General features: G+C 52.7%; 10 protein-coding genes and 1 pseudogene. 8 read left to right on the top strand and 3 right to left on the bottom strand.

Going from position 1 to position 16,106, the window contains the following annotated elements:
• Window positions 1-85: 85 nt before the first annotated feature.
• The 5 genes from NYE33_RS22595 (at window position 86) to NYE33_RS22575 (ending at window position 8,550) form a co-directional block, all read left to right on the top strand.
• Window positions 86-3,244, top strand: coding sequence for a family 43 glycosylhydrolase (locus NYE33_RS22595; protein ID WP_341067655.1), 3,159 nt, complete (start codon window positions 86-88; stop codon window positions 3,242-3,244).
• 2 nt (window positions 3,245-3,246) lie between these two features.
• The gene (locus NYE33_RS22590) at window positions 3,247-4,959 is read left to right on the top strand and encodes a hypothetical protein (protein WP_336100294.1); all 1,713 of its coding nucleotides are present in this window, start codon (window positions 3,247-3,249) and stop codon (window positions 4,957-4,959) included.
• A gap of 209 nt (window positions 4,960-5,168) precedes the next feature.
• The gene (locus NYE33_RS22585) at window positions 5,169-6,368 is read left to right on the top strand and encodes a phosphoenolpyruvate hydrolase family protein (protein WP_341067653.1); all 1,200 of its coding nucleotides are present in this window, start codon (window positions 5,169-5,171) and stop codon (window positions 6,366-6,368) included.
• Window positions 6,369-6,476: 108 nt separating this feature from the next.
• Entirely contained in the window at window positions 6,477-7,700 is a 1,224-nt protein-coding gene (locus tag NYE33_RS22580) for a Tm-1-like ATP-binding domain-containing protein (RefSeq protein ID WP_341067651.1), read from the top strand.
• A 46-nt stretch (window positions 7,701-7,746) separates the two neighbouring features.
• Window positions 7,747-8,550 (top strand): phosphoenolpyruvate hydrolase family protein, encoded by an 804-nt coding sequence (locus tag NYE33_RS22575; protein ID WP_445669820.1) that lies wholly within the window; start codon window positions 7,747-7,749, stop codon window positions 8,548-8,550.
• Between the two features lie 75 nt (window positions 8,551-8,625).
• On the opposite strand, the pseudogene NYE33_RS22570 reads toward NYE33_RS22575, so the two are convergent.
• Window positions 8,626-8,799, bottom strand: a pseudogene (locus tag NYE33_RS22570) (transposase); the annotation flags it as partial.
• Between the two features lie 560 nt (window positions 8,800-9,359).
• Here NYE33_RS22570 and NYE33_RS22565 point away from each other — a divergent pair.
• Entirely contained in the window at window positions 9,360-10,607 is a 1,248-nt protein-coding gene (locus NYE33_RS22565) for an MFS transporter (protein WP_336100290.1), read from the top strand.
• 161 nt (window positions 10,608-10,768) lie between these two features.
• Here NYE33_RS22565 and NYE33_RS22560 read toward each other — a convergent pair whose 3' ends face one another.
• Window positions 10,769-11,647, bottom strand: coding sequence for a carbohydrate ABC transporter permease (locus NYE33_RS22560; RefSeq protein WP_042137512.1), 879 nt, complete (start codon window positions 11,645-11,647; stop codon window positions 10,769-10,771).
• Between the two features lie 32 nt (window positions 11,648-11,679).
• Window positions 11,680-12,615, bottom strand: coding sequence for an ABC transporter permease (locus tag NYE33_RS22555; RefSeq protein WP_083705389.1), 936 nt, complete (start codon window positions 12,613-12,615; stop codon window positions 11,680-11,682).
• Between the two features lie 139 nt (window positions 12,616-12,754).
• On the opposite strand from NYE33_RS22555, the gene NYE33_RS22550 reads away from it, so the two are divergent.
• Both NYE33_RS22550 and NYE33_RS22545 read left to right on the top strand, forming a co-directional pair.
• Window positions 12,755-14,518 carry a cache domain-containing sensor histidine kinase gene (locus tag NYE33_RS22550; RefSeq protein WP_341067642.1) on the top strand — a complete coding sequence of 588 codons (1,764 nt, stop codon included), beginning with the start codon at window positions 12,755-12,757 and terminating at the stop codon, window positions 14,516-14,518.
• The gene (locus tag NYE33_RS22545) at window positions 14,496-16,106 is read left to right on the top strand and encodes a response regulator (RefSeq protein WP_341068728.1); all 1,611 of its coding nucleotides are present in this window, start codon (window positions 14,496-14,498) and stop codon (window positions 16,104-16,106) included. The genes NYE33_RS22550 and NYE33_RS22545 overlap by 23 nt, the downstream gene beginning before the upstream one ends.

Raw genomic sequence — 16,106 nt, 5'->3', positions numbered from 1 at the left:
AGAATGAGGACGCTAACCTGAAAAATCTAAACAAGAGGGAGATGAAAAAATGAAAGCGTTTTTATCTATCGAAGAAGGGCTACACATGCCTGGCAAAAAATCCAGAGTGCTGCTGCTGTGTCTCGCACTGCTGCTGATGCTGCCACAATGGGGCGGGGTGGCTGCTGCGGAAGAGTCAACGCCGGCTTCACCGGGGCCGGCCGCTGTACAAGGAGGGAATAACGTGTCCGATTTCTACAATGTTATTATGCAGACGGGAGCCGATCCTTGGGTATACCAGCATACGGACGGCTATTATTACAACGTATTCGTCAATGCCAGCGGGATCATGATCCGCAGGGCGAAGACCATCACCGGCATTGAAGCGGGTGAGCGGAGCCTGGCCTGGACACCGGTTAAGGGGACGCAGTATAGCTCCAATGTGTGGGCGCCGGAAATGCACTATCTCAAAGATACGGACGGAGCGTACAAATGGTACATCTACTTCGCAGCCGACAACGGAACCAACGCCAACCACCGTATGTACGTGCTGGAGAACGCCAGTGCAGATCCGCTAAGCGGAACCTGGGAGTTCAAAGGTAAAATCACCGATCCCACCGACCGCTGGGCGATCGACGGAACGGTGCTGACGGTGGGTGAGCAACACTATTTCATCTGGTCCGGCTGGGAAGATACGGACGGAAGCTTCCAGAATCTATACATCGCCCGGATGAGCGATCCGCGGACCATAAGCTCGCAGCGGGTACTGATATCTACGCCTGAACATGATTGGGAGACGTCCCCGGGCAGAATCAATGAAGGTCCGCAGATCACTATAAAGGGGGACACTATTAATCTGATCTATTCTGCCAATGGAAGCTGGACAGACAGCTACTGCCTTGGGCTGATTACCGCCAAGCTCAGTGATGATCCGCTGAACCCAGGCTCCTGGATCAAGCGCGATCAGCCGGTCTTCTCCAGTGCGAATGGCGTCTACGGCCCGGGCCACCACAGTATCGTCACCTCTCCAGACGGTACAGAGGACTGGATTATCTACCATACCGCCCGCTGGCCGGGCTCAGGCTGGACCCGCAATGTCCGTGCGCAGAGGTTCACCTGGAATGCAGACCATACGCCGAACCTGGGAGAACCCGCCGATCCGAACAGTCCGCTTGCAGTGCCTTCGGGTGAGCCGGTGCGGACGCGTTATGAAGCAGAAGCAGCGATACTGGTGAAAGATCCGGCTGGTGAATCTTTCCCGGCTGTCCGGCGGGAAGCCTCCGCTTCCGGCGGGATGAAAGTCGCCAACATCAGGAACGACAATGATTATGCCCGGTTTACAGTTAACGTGCCGGAGGCGGGCTTTTATATGCTGTCTGTACGTAATGCCAATGGCTCACCGGATGCGGGAGAGGCCTCCCATATCTTGTCGGTCAACGGCGGTTCCGGTGCCAATCTGAACATTGTCTATTCGGGATTGAACCGCTGGGGGGCTTCCACGGCGAAGGTCTATCTTGAACAAGGCAGCAACACCATCAGCTTCTACAAGGGGAAAAATGTTGCCGAAATCGACAGTATGGATGTGTTCCGGCTGAATACGTCAGAGCTTCTATTTGAAGCTCCAGGGTTCACGCTGGGCTTGGGGGAAACCCGCAGTTTGCCCCTGTATTCGGTAACAGGCACTACTTATTCCACTGTTAATACAGGAGCGGTCTTCAGTTCTTCTGATACGAAGGTGGCCGTTATTACAGGGAATCTGATTGAGGCTCTAAAGGCAGGCAGTGTCACTATCACCGCTGCCTACAACGGGAAAACAACAACGGCCGCGGTTACCGTAACTGCAGAGCCTAAATCGGTGCAGTCTGTTGTGATGAAGGGATTGTCCCCTATACTGACCAGCGGGCAGACCAGCTCGCCCCTTCAGCTAACAGCACATTATAACAACTATGAAGTTCGAAAGGTGACAGGCGATGCCCAGTATACCAGCAGCGATCCCGAGGTAGCCAGGATGGAGTCCGGTTCGGTTGGCCAATCGGTGTATGCGGTTAAACCGGGCACAGCTCTTATAACAGCCGCGTATAGCGGTAAGCAGGCGGAATACAACCTGACCGTCATCGCAGCTTCTGAGGTGGTTCAAGTGGTAACTGCGGTGAGGACTCCTTCTGGTGTAAGCCCCAAGCTGCCCGGCATTGTGGATGTCGTTTACAATAATAAGCCGAAGCAGGCCGCTGTCGTCAGCCGGGAGCTGACAGGACTTGATTTCAGTTCGATTGGCACAGTTCAGGTGCCTGTTACCCTGAAGCTGGCCGGACGTGAGTTCTTCTCCACCGTTTCCGTAGAAGTTGTTCCGGGTTATGGTCTGGATGAGATTGTGAACCAGCTCCGCGGCAAGCTGGTCAATTTCTCCTATCCTTTGGGAGACGGGCTAGGTAACTATAGTCAATCGAAGTATAACGCCTTCGTGGCAGAAGTGGATCACGCGGAGGAACTGGCCGGGAACGCGAATTTGACCAAAGAGCAGTTTGACAGGGAGCTTAATAAGCTTGCTGAAGCAGAGGCCGCCCTGTTAGCTTCGCTTAACACTACACAGGATGGCGTGTTCTATAACGCTTACCGGGATTTCTCCGGCGACACGGAAGGCAAATACCCTTACGGTATTGTCAGCGAAGCTCTCACTGGCGGCGCTACCACCACTGTGCAGGAGGAAGGCGGGAATAAATTCCTCCGGCTGACGACTACCGCTACAGCGGGCAAGGCCAATCTGTTCCTGCCATATACAGGTGAGGTCAAAGCTGAGGCGGATGAACGTATCGTCATCGAATATCGCGTCAGATTGAACAGTAGCTTCCCGTACGCCAATGGCGCCATGGTGAGGAACGACAGCGGAAACGGCAATTATTCCATGGTCACGGCGTTTGATACAGGTAAAATCATCGTGCAGAATGGAGCCTCCAATAAGGTTAAGGTTAAAGACTTCAGTCTGAGCACATGGTACAAAATCAAAATGGTCGCTAACTGGGACGCCAAGACTTATACCGTCTATATTAACGATGCTCCTGCTCCGGTGGCCACGGACTTCAGCTTCCGCCATACCGGCGGCAGCAAGCTGACCGGCCAGCTGTTCGGCATCGACGGCTACGCCAACGCCTCCATCGACTACGACGACTTTAAGGTTAGCATGATTAATATTAATACTGATGCCGATACTGCCCACCAGGAATCGAAGGATCAATCTGCAGAAGCAGAGGGGGCTATGGAGGAATAGATATGGCTACTCCCGCATACGAGAAATTTGAGCCTTTACGAAATGCGCAGCTTGTTCTGGGGTATCTGACATCCATGGTGGATGAGAAAGCGGATAACCTTCCGTATTGGCTTGTGCTCCCTCATAAGAAGCCTGCGGAAGCTGCTCATTGCCGGGTAGACGACGCGGAGCTGGTCGGCTCCTGGTACGAAGCCATTGACGCCGTCCGGAAAATGCTGAAGACCGAAGAGGGAGCTGAGGTTCAGTTATCCTTTTACCGCCATCTTATGAAGTCTTGGGGAGAGCACGGGCTGCGCTTTCATGAGCCATACTCCTGGACACATACGAATCACAGCTCCTTTCACGAAATGGGCTATATTCTTCCGGCACTGAACAGGATGGTGGAGAATAACCCTTTGGACCCGGAACCGGAAAAGAAGGCTTCCGAGCTTGTAAGAGGGCTACGCTCCCTTGTCATCGAAAGGAAGGTAAGAACCTTCTGGTCAGGTGATTATGAGGAAAAGGAGCCGGTATATGAATTCCCCAATGACGTATATTTGAAAGACGGCGGATTCGATCTGTCCAGGCACACCGGACGGGGGGAGCAGGGAATTCGCAATGCGATTATGCTTCACTCCCTGGTGCGCAGATATGAGATCACCGGAGACGGGGTGGCGCTTGATCTGGCTGTTGGCATTGCCAACCACCTCCTGGGACCCTCGCGTTATTTTAATTACAAAATGGAGTTTTTCGGCCATATCCATTCGGCAGGCTGGGTTGCCTCCGGACTCGTCCGTCTTGGACGCATCACAGGCGCCGGGCGGTATATTACCGCGGGTAAAGGGATCTATGATTATATCCGTTCCTTGTCCTCCTCCTTCGGCTGGGTACCGGAATATGCCCAGTGGCATCCGCAGCATGAGGAGCACTGTGAAACCTGCTGCATTAAGGATATGATCGAATGCGCGAATGAGTTAATTCTGGCCGGGTACGAGGAATATTGGAACGATATGACCCTGTTTGCACGGAACCAGCTGGTGGAGAATCAGCTCAAGGTGGCATCTTATGTAGTGACAGACAATACCTTACCTGATGGGCAGGGGGTCACCTACAGGGAGATTGACAAGAGAATGATTGGCGGCTTCACCGGCGGCTCCCTCGTCAACTCCATCTCATTGTCCAAGTTCCGCTCCATTGCGGGCTGCTGCGTCGGCATGGCTCCGGTGGCCCTGGAGATCATATGGAACCGGGCGGTGGAATACCGCGGTGGAATGGTTCTCGTTAATATCCCTGTCGATAAAGAAACAGAGGAAGCCACGGTGAGCATGAATTACCCCGATACAGGCTATATTTCCATCAAGCCCAAGCAGACATATGATGTTGCAGTACGGGTGTACGACTGGATGGGGCAGAACCTCGAAGGGAGGATTAATGGAATAGCCTGTGCACCCTCAAGAGAGGGAAATCTGGTGGTATTCCGCAATGTTAAGGCAGGGGATATAGTGGAGCTGGAGCATCCTGTGGAGACGGCGGTGGTACAAGAAACGGTGCGCGGCGAACAATATTCGGTATCCTGGAGAGGCTGTGATGTCGTCGATATTGTTCCGCGCGGAGAGCACTTAAGACTGTACCAGCGGGATTTACAGGTCCCGAAATACTATCCGTCGGCGGATGATGTTCACTTCACCGGAGCCGCCAATTATGGTCCTACCCAGCAGGCACAGGGGAAAAAGTAACGGCAGATACGGATACAGACCCTTCAAATACAGACCCAAACAGAAACCATAACCCGCAAAAGTAACTTTGCGGGTTATGGTTTTTCAGCTCCTGTACATTGTTATAATAGAAGATACAGGATTGAAGCGCTCTCAGTAGCAGGGTGGCTTTTTCTTTTATATAAGATGGTTAAGATTGAGGAATCTGAAGAGATGAGGAGCGATAGAGCTTGAACAGAACAGCCATACTGGAGCGCCTTCAATCACAACTGCATGAGGGTAATCATGTCATTGGTGTCTCGACAGGTACGGGGATTACAGCCAAGGTTGCCGCCCAGAGCGGAGCGGACTTTATATTAATGCTGAACTCCGGCAAGTTCCGCCAGATGGGGAGAAGCTCTCTGGCAGGCTTTTTACCGTTCTGCAACAGCAATGATATGGTGATGGACTTCGGGTCAAGGGAAATTGTGCCGCTGGTGAGGCATACTCCCGTGCTCTTCGGGCTGAATGCGAATGATCCCACCAGAGAAATAGCCGGTTATATAATGGATATCAAGGAAAAAGGCTTTGCGGGAGTCAATAATTATCCGACAGTCGGCCTGATAGACGGATTATTCAGAGAGGCTCTGGAGGAAGACGGAATCAGCTATGACAAAGAGGTTGAGGCCATACGACTGGCCCACCGGCAGGAGCTGTTTACGGTGGCCTTCGTATTTGACGAGTCCCAGGCGGTCCAGATGCTCGAGGCGGGGGCAGATGTAATCTGTGCTCATCTCGGCCTGACCGAAGGCGGATTAGTAGGGGCGCGGAAGGTTGTCTCCTTAGAGGCAGCCAAAGCAAGGGCACTGCGCATTTTTGCTGCCTGCGGGCAACTTAAGCCAGATGTGATTAAGATGATTTACGGCGGTCCGGTGAAGACACCCGTCGACGTCCAGTACATGTACAGCAATAACACAGATATTATGGGCTACATTGGCGGCTCTGCCTTTGAACGGATTCCATCCGAGCAGTCGATTACGGCAATTACCCGCGATTTCAAGCGACTGGGCAAGCTGAATGAGGATGATTTCATGGTCAAAATGCTCAGCGGCATCACGAGGCATTATGATTACGTTGAGTTTGTCAAAGAGTATGTCGCACATAACTACAGCGATGAAGTTGTTTTTGCGGATTTGGCAAAGGTAGCTCATGTATCGCGCAGTTACTTAAGCAGCTTGTTTAAAAAAGAGGTGGGCTGCAGCTTTCAGAGCTACCTGGTGAGCTTCCGCATCAATAAAGCTGCAACGCTGCTCCAGGCACCGCAGCTTCAATTATCCGAGGTGGCCGCGATGGCAGGGTATCCGGATTATGCCCAATTCAGCAAAATGTTTAAAAAGCTGAAGGGCTGCTCTCCCAAGCAGTACAGATCTAACCTAAACACAAAAACATAGTACATAAAAGCGTTTTCATTCTTAAGCAAGCCCCGTATGATTAGTCTATAGCGCTCGGCTACCGGGATTGAGCACTGTTCCAGATGATCCATATGAGGAGGCTGCAGAATGAAGACCATCGCAATAGCTGGAACGTTTGATACGAAAGGTGAGGAGTATCTATACATCAAGAGGATTGCCGAAGAGCTTGGGCTGGGGACCCTAATGATCCATACGGGCGTGTTCGAGCCGGCCTTTATTCCGGATGTGTCTAACCGGGAGGTCGCGTACGCTGCTGGTAAGGACATAGAGGAGCTTGCAGCAAGGAAGGACCGGGCTTTGGCTACAGAGCTGCTATCCCAAGGATTGGAGAAGCTGATCCCCCAGTTGTACAAGCAGGGGAAATTTGACGGTATCATATCTTTTGGGGGTACCGGCGGAACCTCACTGGTCGCGCCGGCTATGAGAGCCCTGCCAATTGGCGTTCCGAAGGTATTGGTATCAACGGTTGCATCCGGAAATACAGCTCCATACGTAGGCATAAGCGATATCATCATGATTCCCTCTGTGGTGGATGTCGCAGGCTTGAATTCGATTTCCACAGCAATATTTACAAACGCAATATTTGCGATGGCGGGAATGCTTAAATTTGAGCATACGCATATACCGGAGAAGAAGCCGCTAGTGGCAGCCACGATGTTCGGAGTAACAACGCCCTGTGTGACAGCGGCAAGAAAATATCTGGAGGAACGGGGCTACGAGGTGCTTGTGTTCCACGCCACAGGCATCGGGGGACAATCAATGGAGGCGCTGATCGAGGCAGGTTTCATTGAAGGGGTACTCGACTTGACGACGACCGAGTGGGCGGATGAGATCATCGGCGGAGTCTTGAATGCGGGGCCGCACCGCCTGGAGGCTGCAGGACGCAAGCGCATTCCGCAGGTAGTCTCCGTGGGCGCTTTGGATATGTGCAATTTTGGACCGGCAGATACCGTGCCGGAGAAATTCAAGGATCATACCTTTTATCAGCATAATCCGACCGTTACCCTGATGAGAACGACAGTGGCGGAGAATGAACAGATCGGAAGGAAACTGGCAGAGAAGCTGAACATGGCCGAAGAGAGCACCGTGCTGATGCTGCCGCTTAGGGGCATTTCCGCGATTGATGTGGAGGGGCAGCCCTTCTACGGACCGGAGAAGGACCGGATGTTATTCGATACCCTGCGCCAGCATGTTGACCGCACAAGGGTTGAAGTCATTGAGATGGATTGCGCCATCAACGATCCGGCCTTTGCAGAGGCTGCAGCACTCAAGCTGATCGAACTCATGCATGCACATCGATCTCCTGAATAACAATAAGGAGGATATACGAATGAACAAGCTAAGCAGAACAGAAATTATGGCCAAATTCAAGAATGAGGTGGATCTGGGCAAGATTCTCCTCGGTGTCGGGGCCGGCACAGGGATTACCGCCAAGAGCAGTGAAGCAGGCGGAGCGGATATGCTGATTATATATAATTCCGGCCGTTACAGAATGGCAGGCCGTGGTTCACTGGCGGGCTTGCTGTCCTATGGGGATGCCAATCAGATCGTCATTGAGATGGGCGCAGAGGTGCTGCCCGTTGTCAAGCATACTCCTGTTCTGGCAGGGGTATGCGGCACAGACCCGTTCCGGGTGATGGAGGTATATCTGAAGCAATTGAAGGAGCAGGGCTTCAGCGGTGTCCAGAACTTCCCTACAGTAGGCTTGATTGATGGGGTATTTAGACAAAATCTGGAGGAAACCGGTATGGGGTACGACCTGGAAGTTGAAATGATCCGTATCGCCCATGAGCTGGATTTACTAACCACCCCGTATGTCTTTGATCCTGTGCAGGCCAAAGCCATGGCGGAGGCGGGTGCTGATATTCTGGTTGCCCACATGGGCTTGACGACGAAGGGCACGATCGGTGCCAGAACAGCACTGACCCTGGACGACTGTGTAGAACGAATTGAAGCGATTATTGAAGCCGGGCGGGCTGTGAACCCGGACATCATGATTATTTGCCACGGCGGACCGATTGCAGAGCCGGAGGATGCCGCTTATGTCATTCAGAGAACGAAGGGCATCGATGGGTTCTTCGGCGCGTCGAGCATTGAGCGCTTTGCGGCAGAGAAGGGCATTACACAGCAGACCGAGTCTTTCAAATCGATTTCGAAATAACTACGGGAAACAGGTCATTGCCTTAAGGGGCTGTCCCAAAAACTACAAAAAGTGAGCAGAGCAGCGATTCTCCCGTTATTGGAGCATCGCTGCTCTGCGTTTTTGGTCATTGGTGGCTTGCTTCAGCAGATTATGAGTAAGCAAAAGCCAACCGATCTCAAGCGTCACTTTTTCCATGCCGCGAAGCAGAAAGCGCCGGAAGCCCCGGTTATTCTTCAGTTGTCCAAATACACTTTCCGGTTCCGTCATGACGTTTCCGAATTGCCTGAATCTTATCCTTTTTCAGGTAGGCGTAGTTTTCTTAACTGCCGTAGCCTGCATCCGCAATCACCGTTCTGGGAAATTCCCCACGATCGGCCGCGCCTTTTCCATGATGGTATCGTCAAGCCGATTAACGGCTGCGTTAACGAGCGCGATCGAGGAGGTTTTCTGGAATGTCTTCTTCCAAGTCCATTGGCAAGCAAAGTTGGTCCATGGACTATTGAATGTACAAAGAAATCGCTCCTTTTGGTAAAGCGGAAGCGTTCGCCTTGGTCTCCGGATTTTCACCGCTAAGGGAAATGAAAAAAATCTGGAGAGCACAGCGATTGGAACAACGGTCCGTTCTCGGAGCATCGCACGTTGAACCTACTCAAAAAAACCAAGGCTGCCTTTTGGGACAGCCCTTATTGAGGTGAGAAACTGCTCCTATTTATTTACTTAAGCCTTTATAGATCCGGGTCTGGTCCGTATAATAAGGATGGGAAAGGAGACCCTTGCCTATCATTAAGGGAAGTATATTTATGGATCAATAGGAGGTATAAAGACTGATGAGGCCTGAAACAAGCGCAAACCCGCCGAGCCTGTTCCGTAACCGGTTCCTGCAGACAATTCTTTTATCAAGCGTGCTGCTGCAGATTGGCATCTGGGTGCGTAATTTTGCTATTCTTCTCTATGTTGCAGACAGAACCAACAATGATCCCTACGCTATTTCCCTGATTAGCGTAGCTGAATTCGCGCCTATTTTTGTGTTTTCATTCATCGGAGGTACGTTTGCCGACCGGTGGCGGCCGAAGCGGACTATGATCTGGTGCGATTCACTATCCGCAGTATCGGTGTTCGCCGTTCTGATGAGCATTCACTTCGGTTCTTGGGAATCCGTGTACCTGGTCGCCTTCATCTCGGCTATTCTTTCCCAGTTCTCACAGCCTTCCAGCATGCGGTTATTTAAATACCATGTGCCTGAAGAACAGCTTCAGCAGGGCATGGCGCTCTTCCAATCGCTGATGGCCATCTTCATGGTGCTTGGGCCCATGCTGGGCACTTTCGTTTATAGCACCTTTGGCCTGGAAACCTCAATCGCTGTAATGGGTGTGGTTTTTCTGCTGTCTGCGCTCGTCCTTGTTCGTCTGCCCGAGGATCAGATGCAATCCCAAACGGTCAAGGTAAAAGGGCAATTCCGTAAAGATTTCATCGAAGGCTTTCGTTATGTCTGGCAGAGCCAGGTGCTGCGTATGCTCGGACTCGCATTTATTCTGGCTGGACTTTCGGTTGGAGTAGCCCAAGCGCTCAATCTGTTTATCGTAACAGAGCGGCTGGGCCGAAGTGAGGAGTTCCTGCAATATATGCTTATGGTGAATGGAGCAGCCATGCTGATCGGGGGAGGGATTGTAGCCGTCTTTGCCAAAAGAGTACCGCCCCAGCTTCTCCTGGCTATAGGCATGCTGACAGGCGCCGTTTGTACCACGATTGTCGGGTTTTCGACAAGCATTCCGCTCACGCTTAGCATCCAGTTTCTAAATGGGCTTGTTTTCCCTTGCATTCATATCGGGATCAGTACGATGATTCTGAAATGGTCACATACATCCATTGTCGGCCGGGTCAACGGAGTGCTGAATCCGATGTTTGTCGGGATGATGGTCGTTTCCATGTCCTTTGCCGGCGCGCTTAAGAACGCTTTTTCACTGAGTACGATCTTTAGCGGAGCAGGGATATTATTCCTCCTCGGCGCAATGGTGATGTTGCCGATCATGAATCAAAAAGCGCCGGATCATACCTCTGCTGCACAAGAAATATAATCTCACGGATAAAGATGGTGTACTTACTTTATTCCCTTCTGATATTGTGTGCAAGATGCGAAGCAGCATTCCCCGTTATCGGAGAATCGCTGCTTCATTGACGTTTTACGGGTGCTGCATAAACAGTTCTTAATGGGCTGTAATGCCTGTCAGGGTTCAACCTACTCCTTAACGGCACCAAGCACGATACCCTTGACGAAAAAGCGCTGGAGAAAAGGATAGACCAGCAGGATGGGCAGCATGGCGATGAAAATCTGCGCGGATTTGACGCTCCGGTTGGAGAGCGTTTGCAGATCCTCGAAGCGGATACCGGTCTTGCTGAAGTCCTGCACAACGACGATGGTCTGCAGCAGCGTGGCGAGGGGCCAGCGGTCGGGCGAGGTCATGTAGAGCATGCCGTCAAACCAGGCATTCCAATGGCCCACAAGGGTGAACAGGGACAGGGTGGCGATGGCCGGGAGCGATACGGGCAGATAAATTCTGGACATAATCTGGAAGGAGGTTGCACCGTCCATAATCGCGGCTTCATCCAAGTCTCGCGGCAATGCCCGGAAGAAATTCATCATCAGGATGATATTCCAGACATTGACCAGACCCGGGAGGATGAAGATCCAGAAGGAATTGATCAGGTTGATCTTCTCCATCAGGATATAATGCGGGACCAGCCCGGCGTCAAAGATCATAATAATTAGAAAGAACCATACATAGAAGCTGCGTCCGCGGAATTCCTTGGAATTCCGCGAGAGGGGGAAGGCGGCCAGCACCGTTACGCACATGGCCAGTACCGTGCCGACAGCGCTTCGCAGCACCGAGATTCGAAGTGCCGACAGGAAATTACTATTCTCGAAGGTACGCAGATATCCATCCAAAGAGAAATCCACGGGGATCAGTCCGACTAGGTTGGAATCTGCTGCCGATTTGCCGCTGAGGGACACCGCAAAGATATGAAGCAGCGGCAGCACACAGACCATGGAAATCAAAACAAGGAAAGCGATATTGAACAGATAGAATACGCGGTAGGTGGGGTTTTTATGGTACATGAGGCCTTTCCTCCTTCAAATTGACAAGCATCTCAGAAAATCCGGTAATTTGCCCACTTGTAGGCTGAATAGTAGCCTCCTCCAATCATGATGAAGCCGATCACCGACTTGAACAGGCCGACGGCGGTGGACAGGCTGTATTGGCCTTCCTGGAAAGAACGGTAGACATACGTATCGATAATATCGCCCTTGTCCAGCACCAGGGAATTGATCAGATTATAGATCTGGTCGAAGTTGGCGTTCAGCATATTACCCAGCGACAGGGTGAAGACCACAACGATAATCGGCAGCATCGAGGGGAGCGTAATGTAGAGAGTCTGCTTCATACGGCCCGCCCCGTCAATCTCTGCCGCTTCGTAGAGCGCGGGATTGATGCCGGACAGTGAAGCCAGGAAGACGATGGCGCTGAAGCCGAATTCCTTCCACAGGTCGCTTAGAATAACGGTGAAGCGGAACCAGTTCCCTTCACTGAGGAACATCACGGGCTGCATGTGGAAGAAGCTGAGCAGCTGGTTCACAATTCCTTCCAGGGACAAGAGATCAAGAAGAATGCCGCCCAGAATCACCCATGACATGAAATGGGGCAGATAGACCAGGGTTTGAACCGAACGCTTAAGCCCCGTCTGGCGGATTTCGTTGAGCAGAAGGGCGAATATCACCGGAACTACGAGCCCGAAGGCGATTTTGAGACAGGAGATAATCAGTGTGTTGAGAATGACCTGCCGGGAATCATGCATCGAGAAAATCAGCTCGAAATTGCTCCAGCCCACCCACGAAGAGCCGGAAATGCCCTGCCAGGGCTTGAAGTCCTGAAAAGCGATGATGATGCCCGGCATAGGGGCATATTTGAATATCAGCGCGATGATGACGGCTGGCACCAGCATAAGATGCAGCCTCCATGTGGCGGCAAACTGCCTGGCTATCGTGCCGGTTCCGGGATTGGCCTTGGGAGCGGCATTGGCCGCCATATCTGTGCCTGGCTTCATACGGGTCTCCTCCTAAATGTCCGCCGCTTGCGGATTCTACCACCATATTAGGCTTGACAATCCTGAACTGTACAGATATAGATATTTAAGGTAACTGTCAATTTGTTAAGGGGGTGCTGCCATGCGGGGATACCGGCCGGTATTTGTCAAAATCACTGCCGTTATTTTTATGCTGATTTTGCCAATGGCTCTGCTCTATACGTATTTCAGTGAGAAGAGTCTTGAAGTCATCGATGGACAGATTACAGATAACAACGAAAGCCGCTTGTTTTTCCTGAAGAATCAGATTGAGTCGAACATCGACCGCTTGTCCTTATCCTCCAGTGTGCTGACGAGAGATTCCTCCATTACGGATTTGCAGCTCAATCTGCTTACCGAGGATTATTATCAGACACTATACTACCAGACACAGGTCAAGGAAAAGCTGCAGCTGCAGAGCCTTTCCAGTAACTGGCGCAACGATCTGTCCGTCTATTTGCCGGAGAGCCGGCGACGTATATCCACAAATCCGGGTGACACGTTCGACATGAAGGAGATGAAGCTGTCTCCCGCGGGTGTATGGAGGCTGCATCCGGGCACCGGTGCGGTGAATCCGTATTATCAGATGTTCGTCTGGGACCCTTATCTTTCGCAGGAGCAGAACCAGGAGCCCGTTGCTGTATTCGAGGTACGGTTCACGGTCGACAATATCCGGCGGATGCTGGGTGACTACAAGCAGGATAATCCCGGCAAAGCTTTTCTGCTCACGGCTTACGGTACAGCTTACGGCGCGGCATCCGCAGACGATGCCGCCGCAAGGGAAACCGGGCGCCGGCTGCTCAAAGACCCGATGAAGGAATCCGGACACCGGAGCCTTGAAATCGGCGGGGAGGATACTTTTATCAGCTATGCATATCTGCCCTCCCTAGGCGCCTATCTGGTGGATTATGTCCCGCTTGATGTTATTCACGCACCGATTGTGCAGAGCCGGAAAATGTTCTATCTCAGCTTTGTTGTTTTGGCCCTGCTGGCGCTTATTGCCTCTTATCTGCTTTACCAGCATGTGCAGAAGCCGGTGTCAGAGGTGGTTAAGGGCTTGCGGAGCTTTGAGCGGGGCAATTATTCCTTTCGCATAAGAAAGCGCTTTAATAACGAATTTGACTACATGCGCCTGCGGTTCAATGAGATGGCCGAGCAGACCCAGCATTTGATCAATGACGTCTATGAGGAGCAGAACCGTTCAAGGCTCGCAACACTGAAGCAGCTGCAGTCCCAGATTCATCCCCACTTTCTGTACAATTGCCTCTCCTTCATCGCCGCCTGCGCCAAGGCAGGGGAAACGGAAACGATCCGGGAGATGGTCTATCATCTGGGTGATTATTACCGCTATACGACACGGGTGGAGAACCAGCGTCCGCTCCTGGAGGAAGAGGTACAACAGGCCAGGAACTATCTGCATATCTACGCCTTCAGACTGGAGCGTCTGGATTTCGTGCTGAATATTCCGATGGAAATGCTGGCTGAGCCAGTCCCCCGGTTGTTTCTGCAGCCTGTAGTGGAGAATGCCATTATCCATGGTGTGGAGCCGCAGCCGGGAGCGGGAACGATACAGGTCACAGGTGTACAAGAAGGGGAGTATAATCTGCTGAAGGTTGAGGACAGCGGGGCGGGCATGACGGAGGAGCAGATCGCCGGCTATATGAAAGAGCTGGAGCTGCCCATGAATGAGCAGACAGGCTGCGGCCTGTGGAATGTCAATCAGCGTCTGAAGCAGCAGTACGGTCCGGGGTCCGGCATCAGGCTGGACGCCTCGCCGGGTCTCGGCGGTTTACGGGTCAGCCTGCGCTGGAAAAGGGAACATGAAGGAGGACAGCCAAGTGAAAATGCAGCTGATGCTCGTCGATGACGAGCCGATGATTCTTAAGAGCATGGTCCAGAATGACTGGGCTTCCGCCGGTGTGGAGCATGTGTATAAGGCAGCATCCGGTCTGGAGGCGGCAGAGCTGCTGAAGCATCATCCGGTCGATATTGTGGTCACGGATATCCGCATGCCCGGGATGGATGGTTTGGCCTTATGCAAGCATGTGCATGAGCATTATCCAAGAACCCGCTGTGTGCTGCTGTCAGGCTTCGGCGAATTTGAATACGCCCGGCAGGCGATTGAGCACCGGACGGTAGGCTATCTGCTGAAGCCGGTCAAGGACGAAGAGCTGCTGGCCGAGGTGAAGCGGGTTGCCGCCGGCCTCCGCACGGAATGGGAGCAGATTGCTTCCCAGGAACGGGCGCGGCGGACCTTGCACCAGCATATGCCGATGCTGCGGTCGGGATTTCTGAATGATCTGCTGTCAGGCCAGCTGCCGGAGAATGGAGCGTTAGCCGAGCGGTTGAAGGAGTACCAGCTCCCCTTCCATGCGGAGGATTCGCTGCTGCTGGTGATGGTGCGGCCCGAGAAGGTATTCGGCAGCGGAGAAGAACCGGATGCTCTGCTGTTTGAATATGCGGTACGGAATATTGCCGCAGAGATTATGGAGCCGCACTGTAATGTCTGGCATTGCCGCGATGCCTATGGCTATCTTATCTTTGCGCTGCGCAGCCGGGAGCAACCGCAGGAGATGGGTGAAATGGAGGTGAAAGCTCTGCATACACAGGCACATGAACTGCAGCTGAAGGTCTCCGGCCTGCTCAAGGGGCAGGTCTCGCTTTTGCTGAGTGAACCGCTGCGATTCCCCATGGAGCTGGCGCAGGTCTACCGCAAGTCGCTGAACGAATTCCGGAAAATCCCGCGCAGTGAGCAGGAATTCCTGGCTATAGCGGGCAGCAACCGGACGGTTGAACGCACCTTGACCTCACTCTATGCGCCGCCGGCATTCCTGCGGCTGATGGAGGGAGGCCGTTGGGATGAAGTACGCAGCAAGCTGGCCGCCATTGTCCGCGAAATGGAGGAGAAGCTGCTCGATTCCGAAGAGCATCTGGCCGAGCTGTACCATACGCTGGTGAGCGCTTTCCTGGCCATTGCCCACCAGCAGGGAAAGACCCTGATGGAGGCGACATCCGGCAAGGGAGAGCTTGGTGAACCAGCCCGGATTATGCGTAGTGCCGCCACCATTGCTGACTGGGCGGAAGAGATATTGTCCTGTCTTGCGCAGTCGGAGAATGCGGAATACAACGATCACAAGCGCCAGCTGCTGGCGAGAATCCACCGCTTCATTGAGGAGAATCTTGCTCGGGATGTCTCCCTGCAGAGCATTGCCGACCACGTGAAGCTCCATGCGGTATATCTGTCCTCCATGTATAAGCAGGAGACGGGCGAAAATCTGAGTGATTACATTATGCGTTACCGGATGGAGCAGGCGGCGGTGCTGCTGCGCTCTACGGAGATCCGGATTTATGAGCTGGCCGCCCGGCTGGGCTTCCAGAATCCTCCGTATTTCAGCAAGCTGTTCAAGAACTATTACGGGATCACACCGCAGGAATACCGGGAACGCCTGCTGTAA

The sequence above is a fragment of the Paenibacillus sp. FSL R10-2199 genome, from assembly GCF_038000235.1.
Taxonomy (GTDB): Bacteria; Bacillota; Bacilli; order Paenibacillales; family Paenibacillaceae; genus Paenibacillus_AQ; species Paenibacillus_AQ phytohabitans.
The sequence above is the reverse complement of the archived record's forward strand: the minus strand, read 5'-3'. Positions and strand labels throughout refer to the sequence as shown.

Excerpts from the sequence above, each read along its gene's own strand:
- NYE33_RS22550 (WP_341067642.1), top strand. The coding sequence starts at position 12,755 with ATGCGGGGATACCGGCCGGTATTTGTCAAAATCACTGCCGTTATTTTT.
- NYE33_RS22545 (WP_341068728.1), top strand. The coding sequence starts at position 14,496 with ATGCAGCTGATGCTCGTCGATGACGAGCCGATGATTCTTAAGAGCATG.
- NYE33_RS22575 (WP_445669820.1), top strand. The coding sequence starts at position 7,747 with ATGGCCAAATTCAAGAATGAGGTGGATCTGGGCAAGATTCTCCTCGGT.
- NYE33_RS22560 (WP_042137512.1), bottom strand. The coding sequence starts at position 11,647 with ATGTACCATAAAAACCCCACCTACCGCGTATTCTATCTGTTCAATATC.
- NYE33_RS22595 (WP_341067655.1), top strand. The coding sequence starts at position 86 with ATGCCTGGCAAAAAATCCAGAGTGCTGCTGCTGTGTCTCGCACTGCTG.
- NYE33_RS22565 (WP_336100290.1), top strand. The coding sequence starts at position 9,360 with ATGAGGCCTGAAACAAGCGCAAACCCGCCGAGCCTGTTCCGTAACCGG.
- NYE33_RS22555 (WP_083705389.1), bottom strand. The coding sequence starts at position 12,615 with ATGGCGGCCAATGCCGCTCCCAAGGCCAATCCCGGAACCGGCACGATA.
- NYE33_RS22580 (WP_341067651.1), top strand. The coding sequence starts at position 6,477 with ATGAAGACCATCGCAATAGCTGGAACGTTTGATACGAAAGGTGAGGAG.
- NYE33_RS22590 (WP_336100294.1), top strand. The coding sequence starts at position 3,247 with ATGGCTACTCCCGCATACGAGAAATTTGAGCCTTTACGAAATGCGCAG.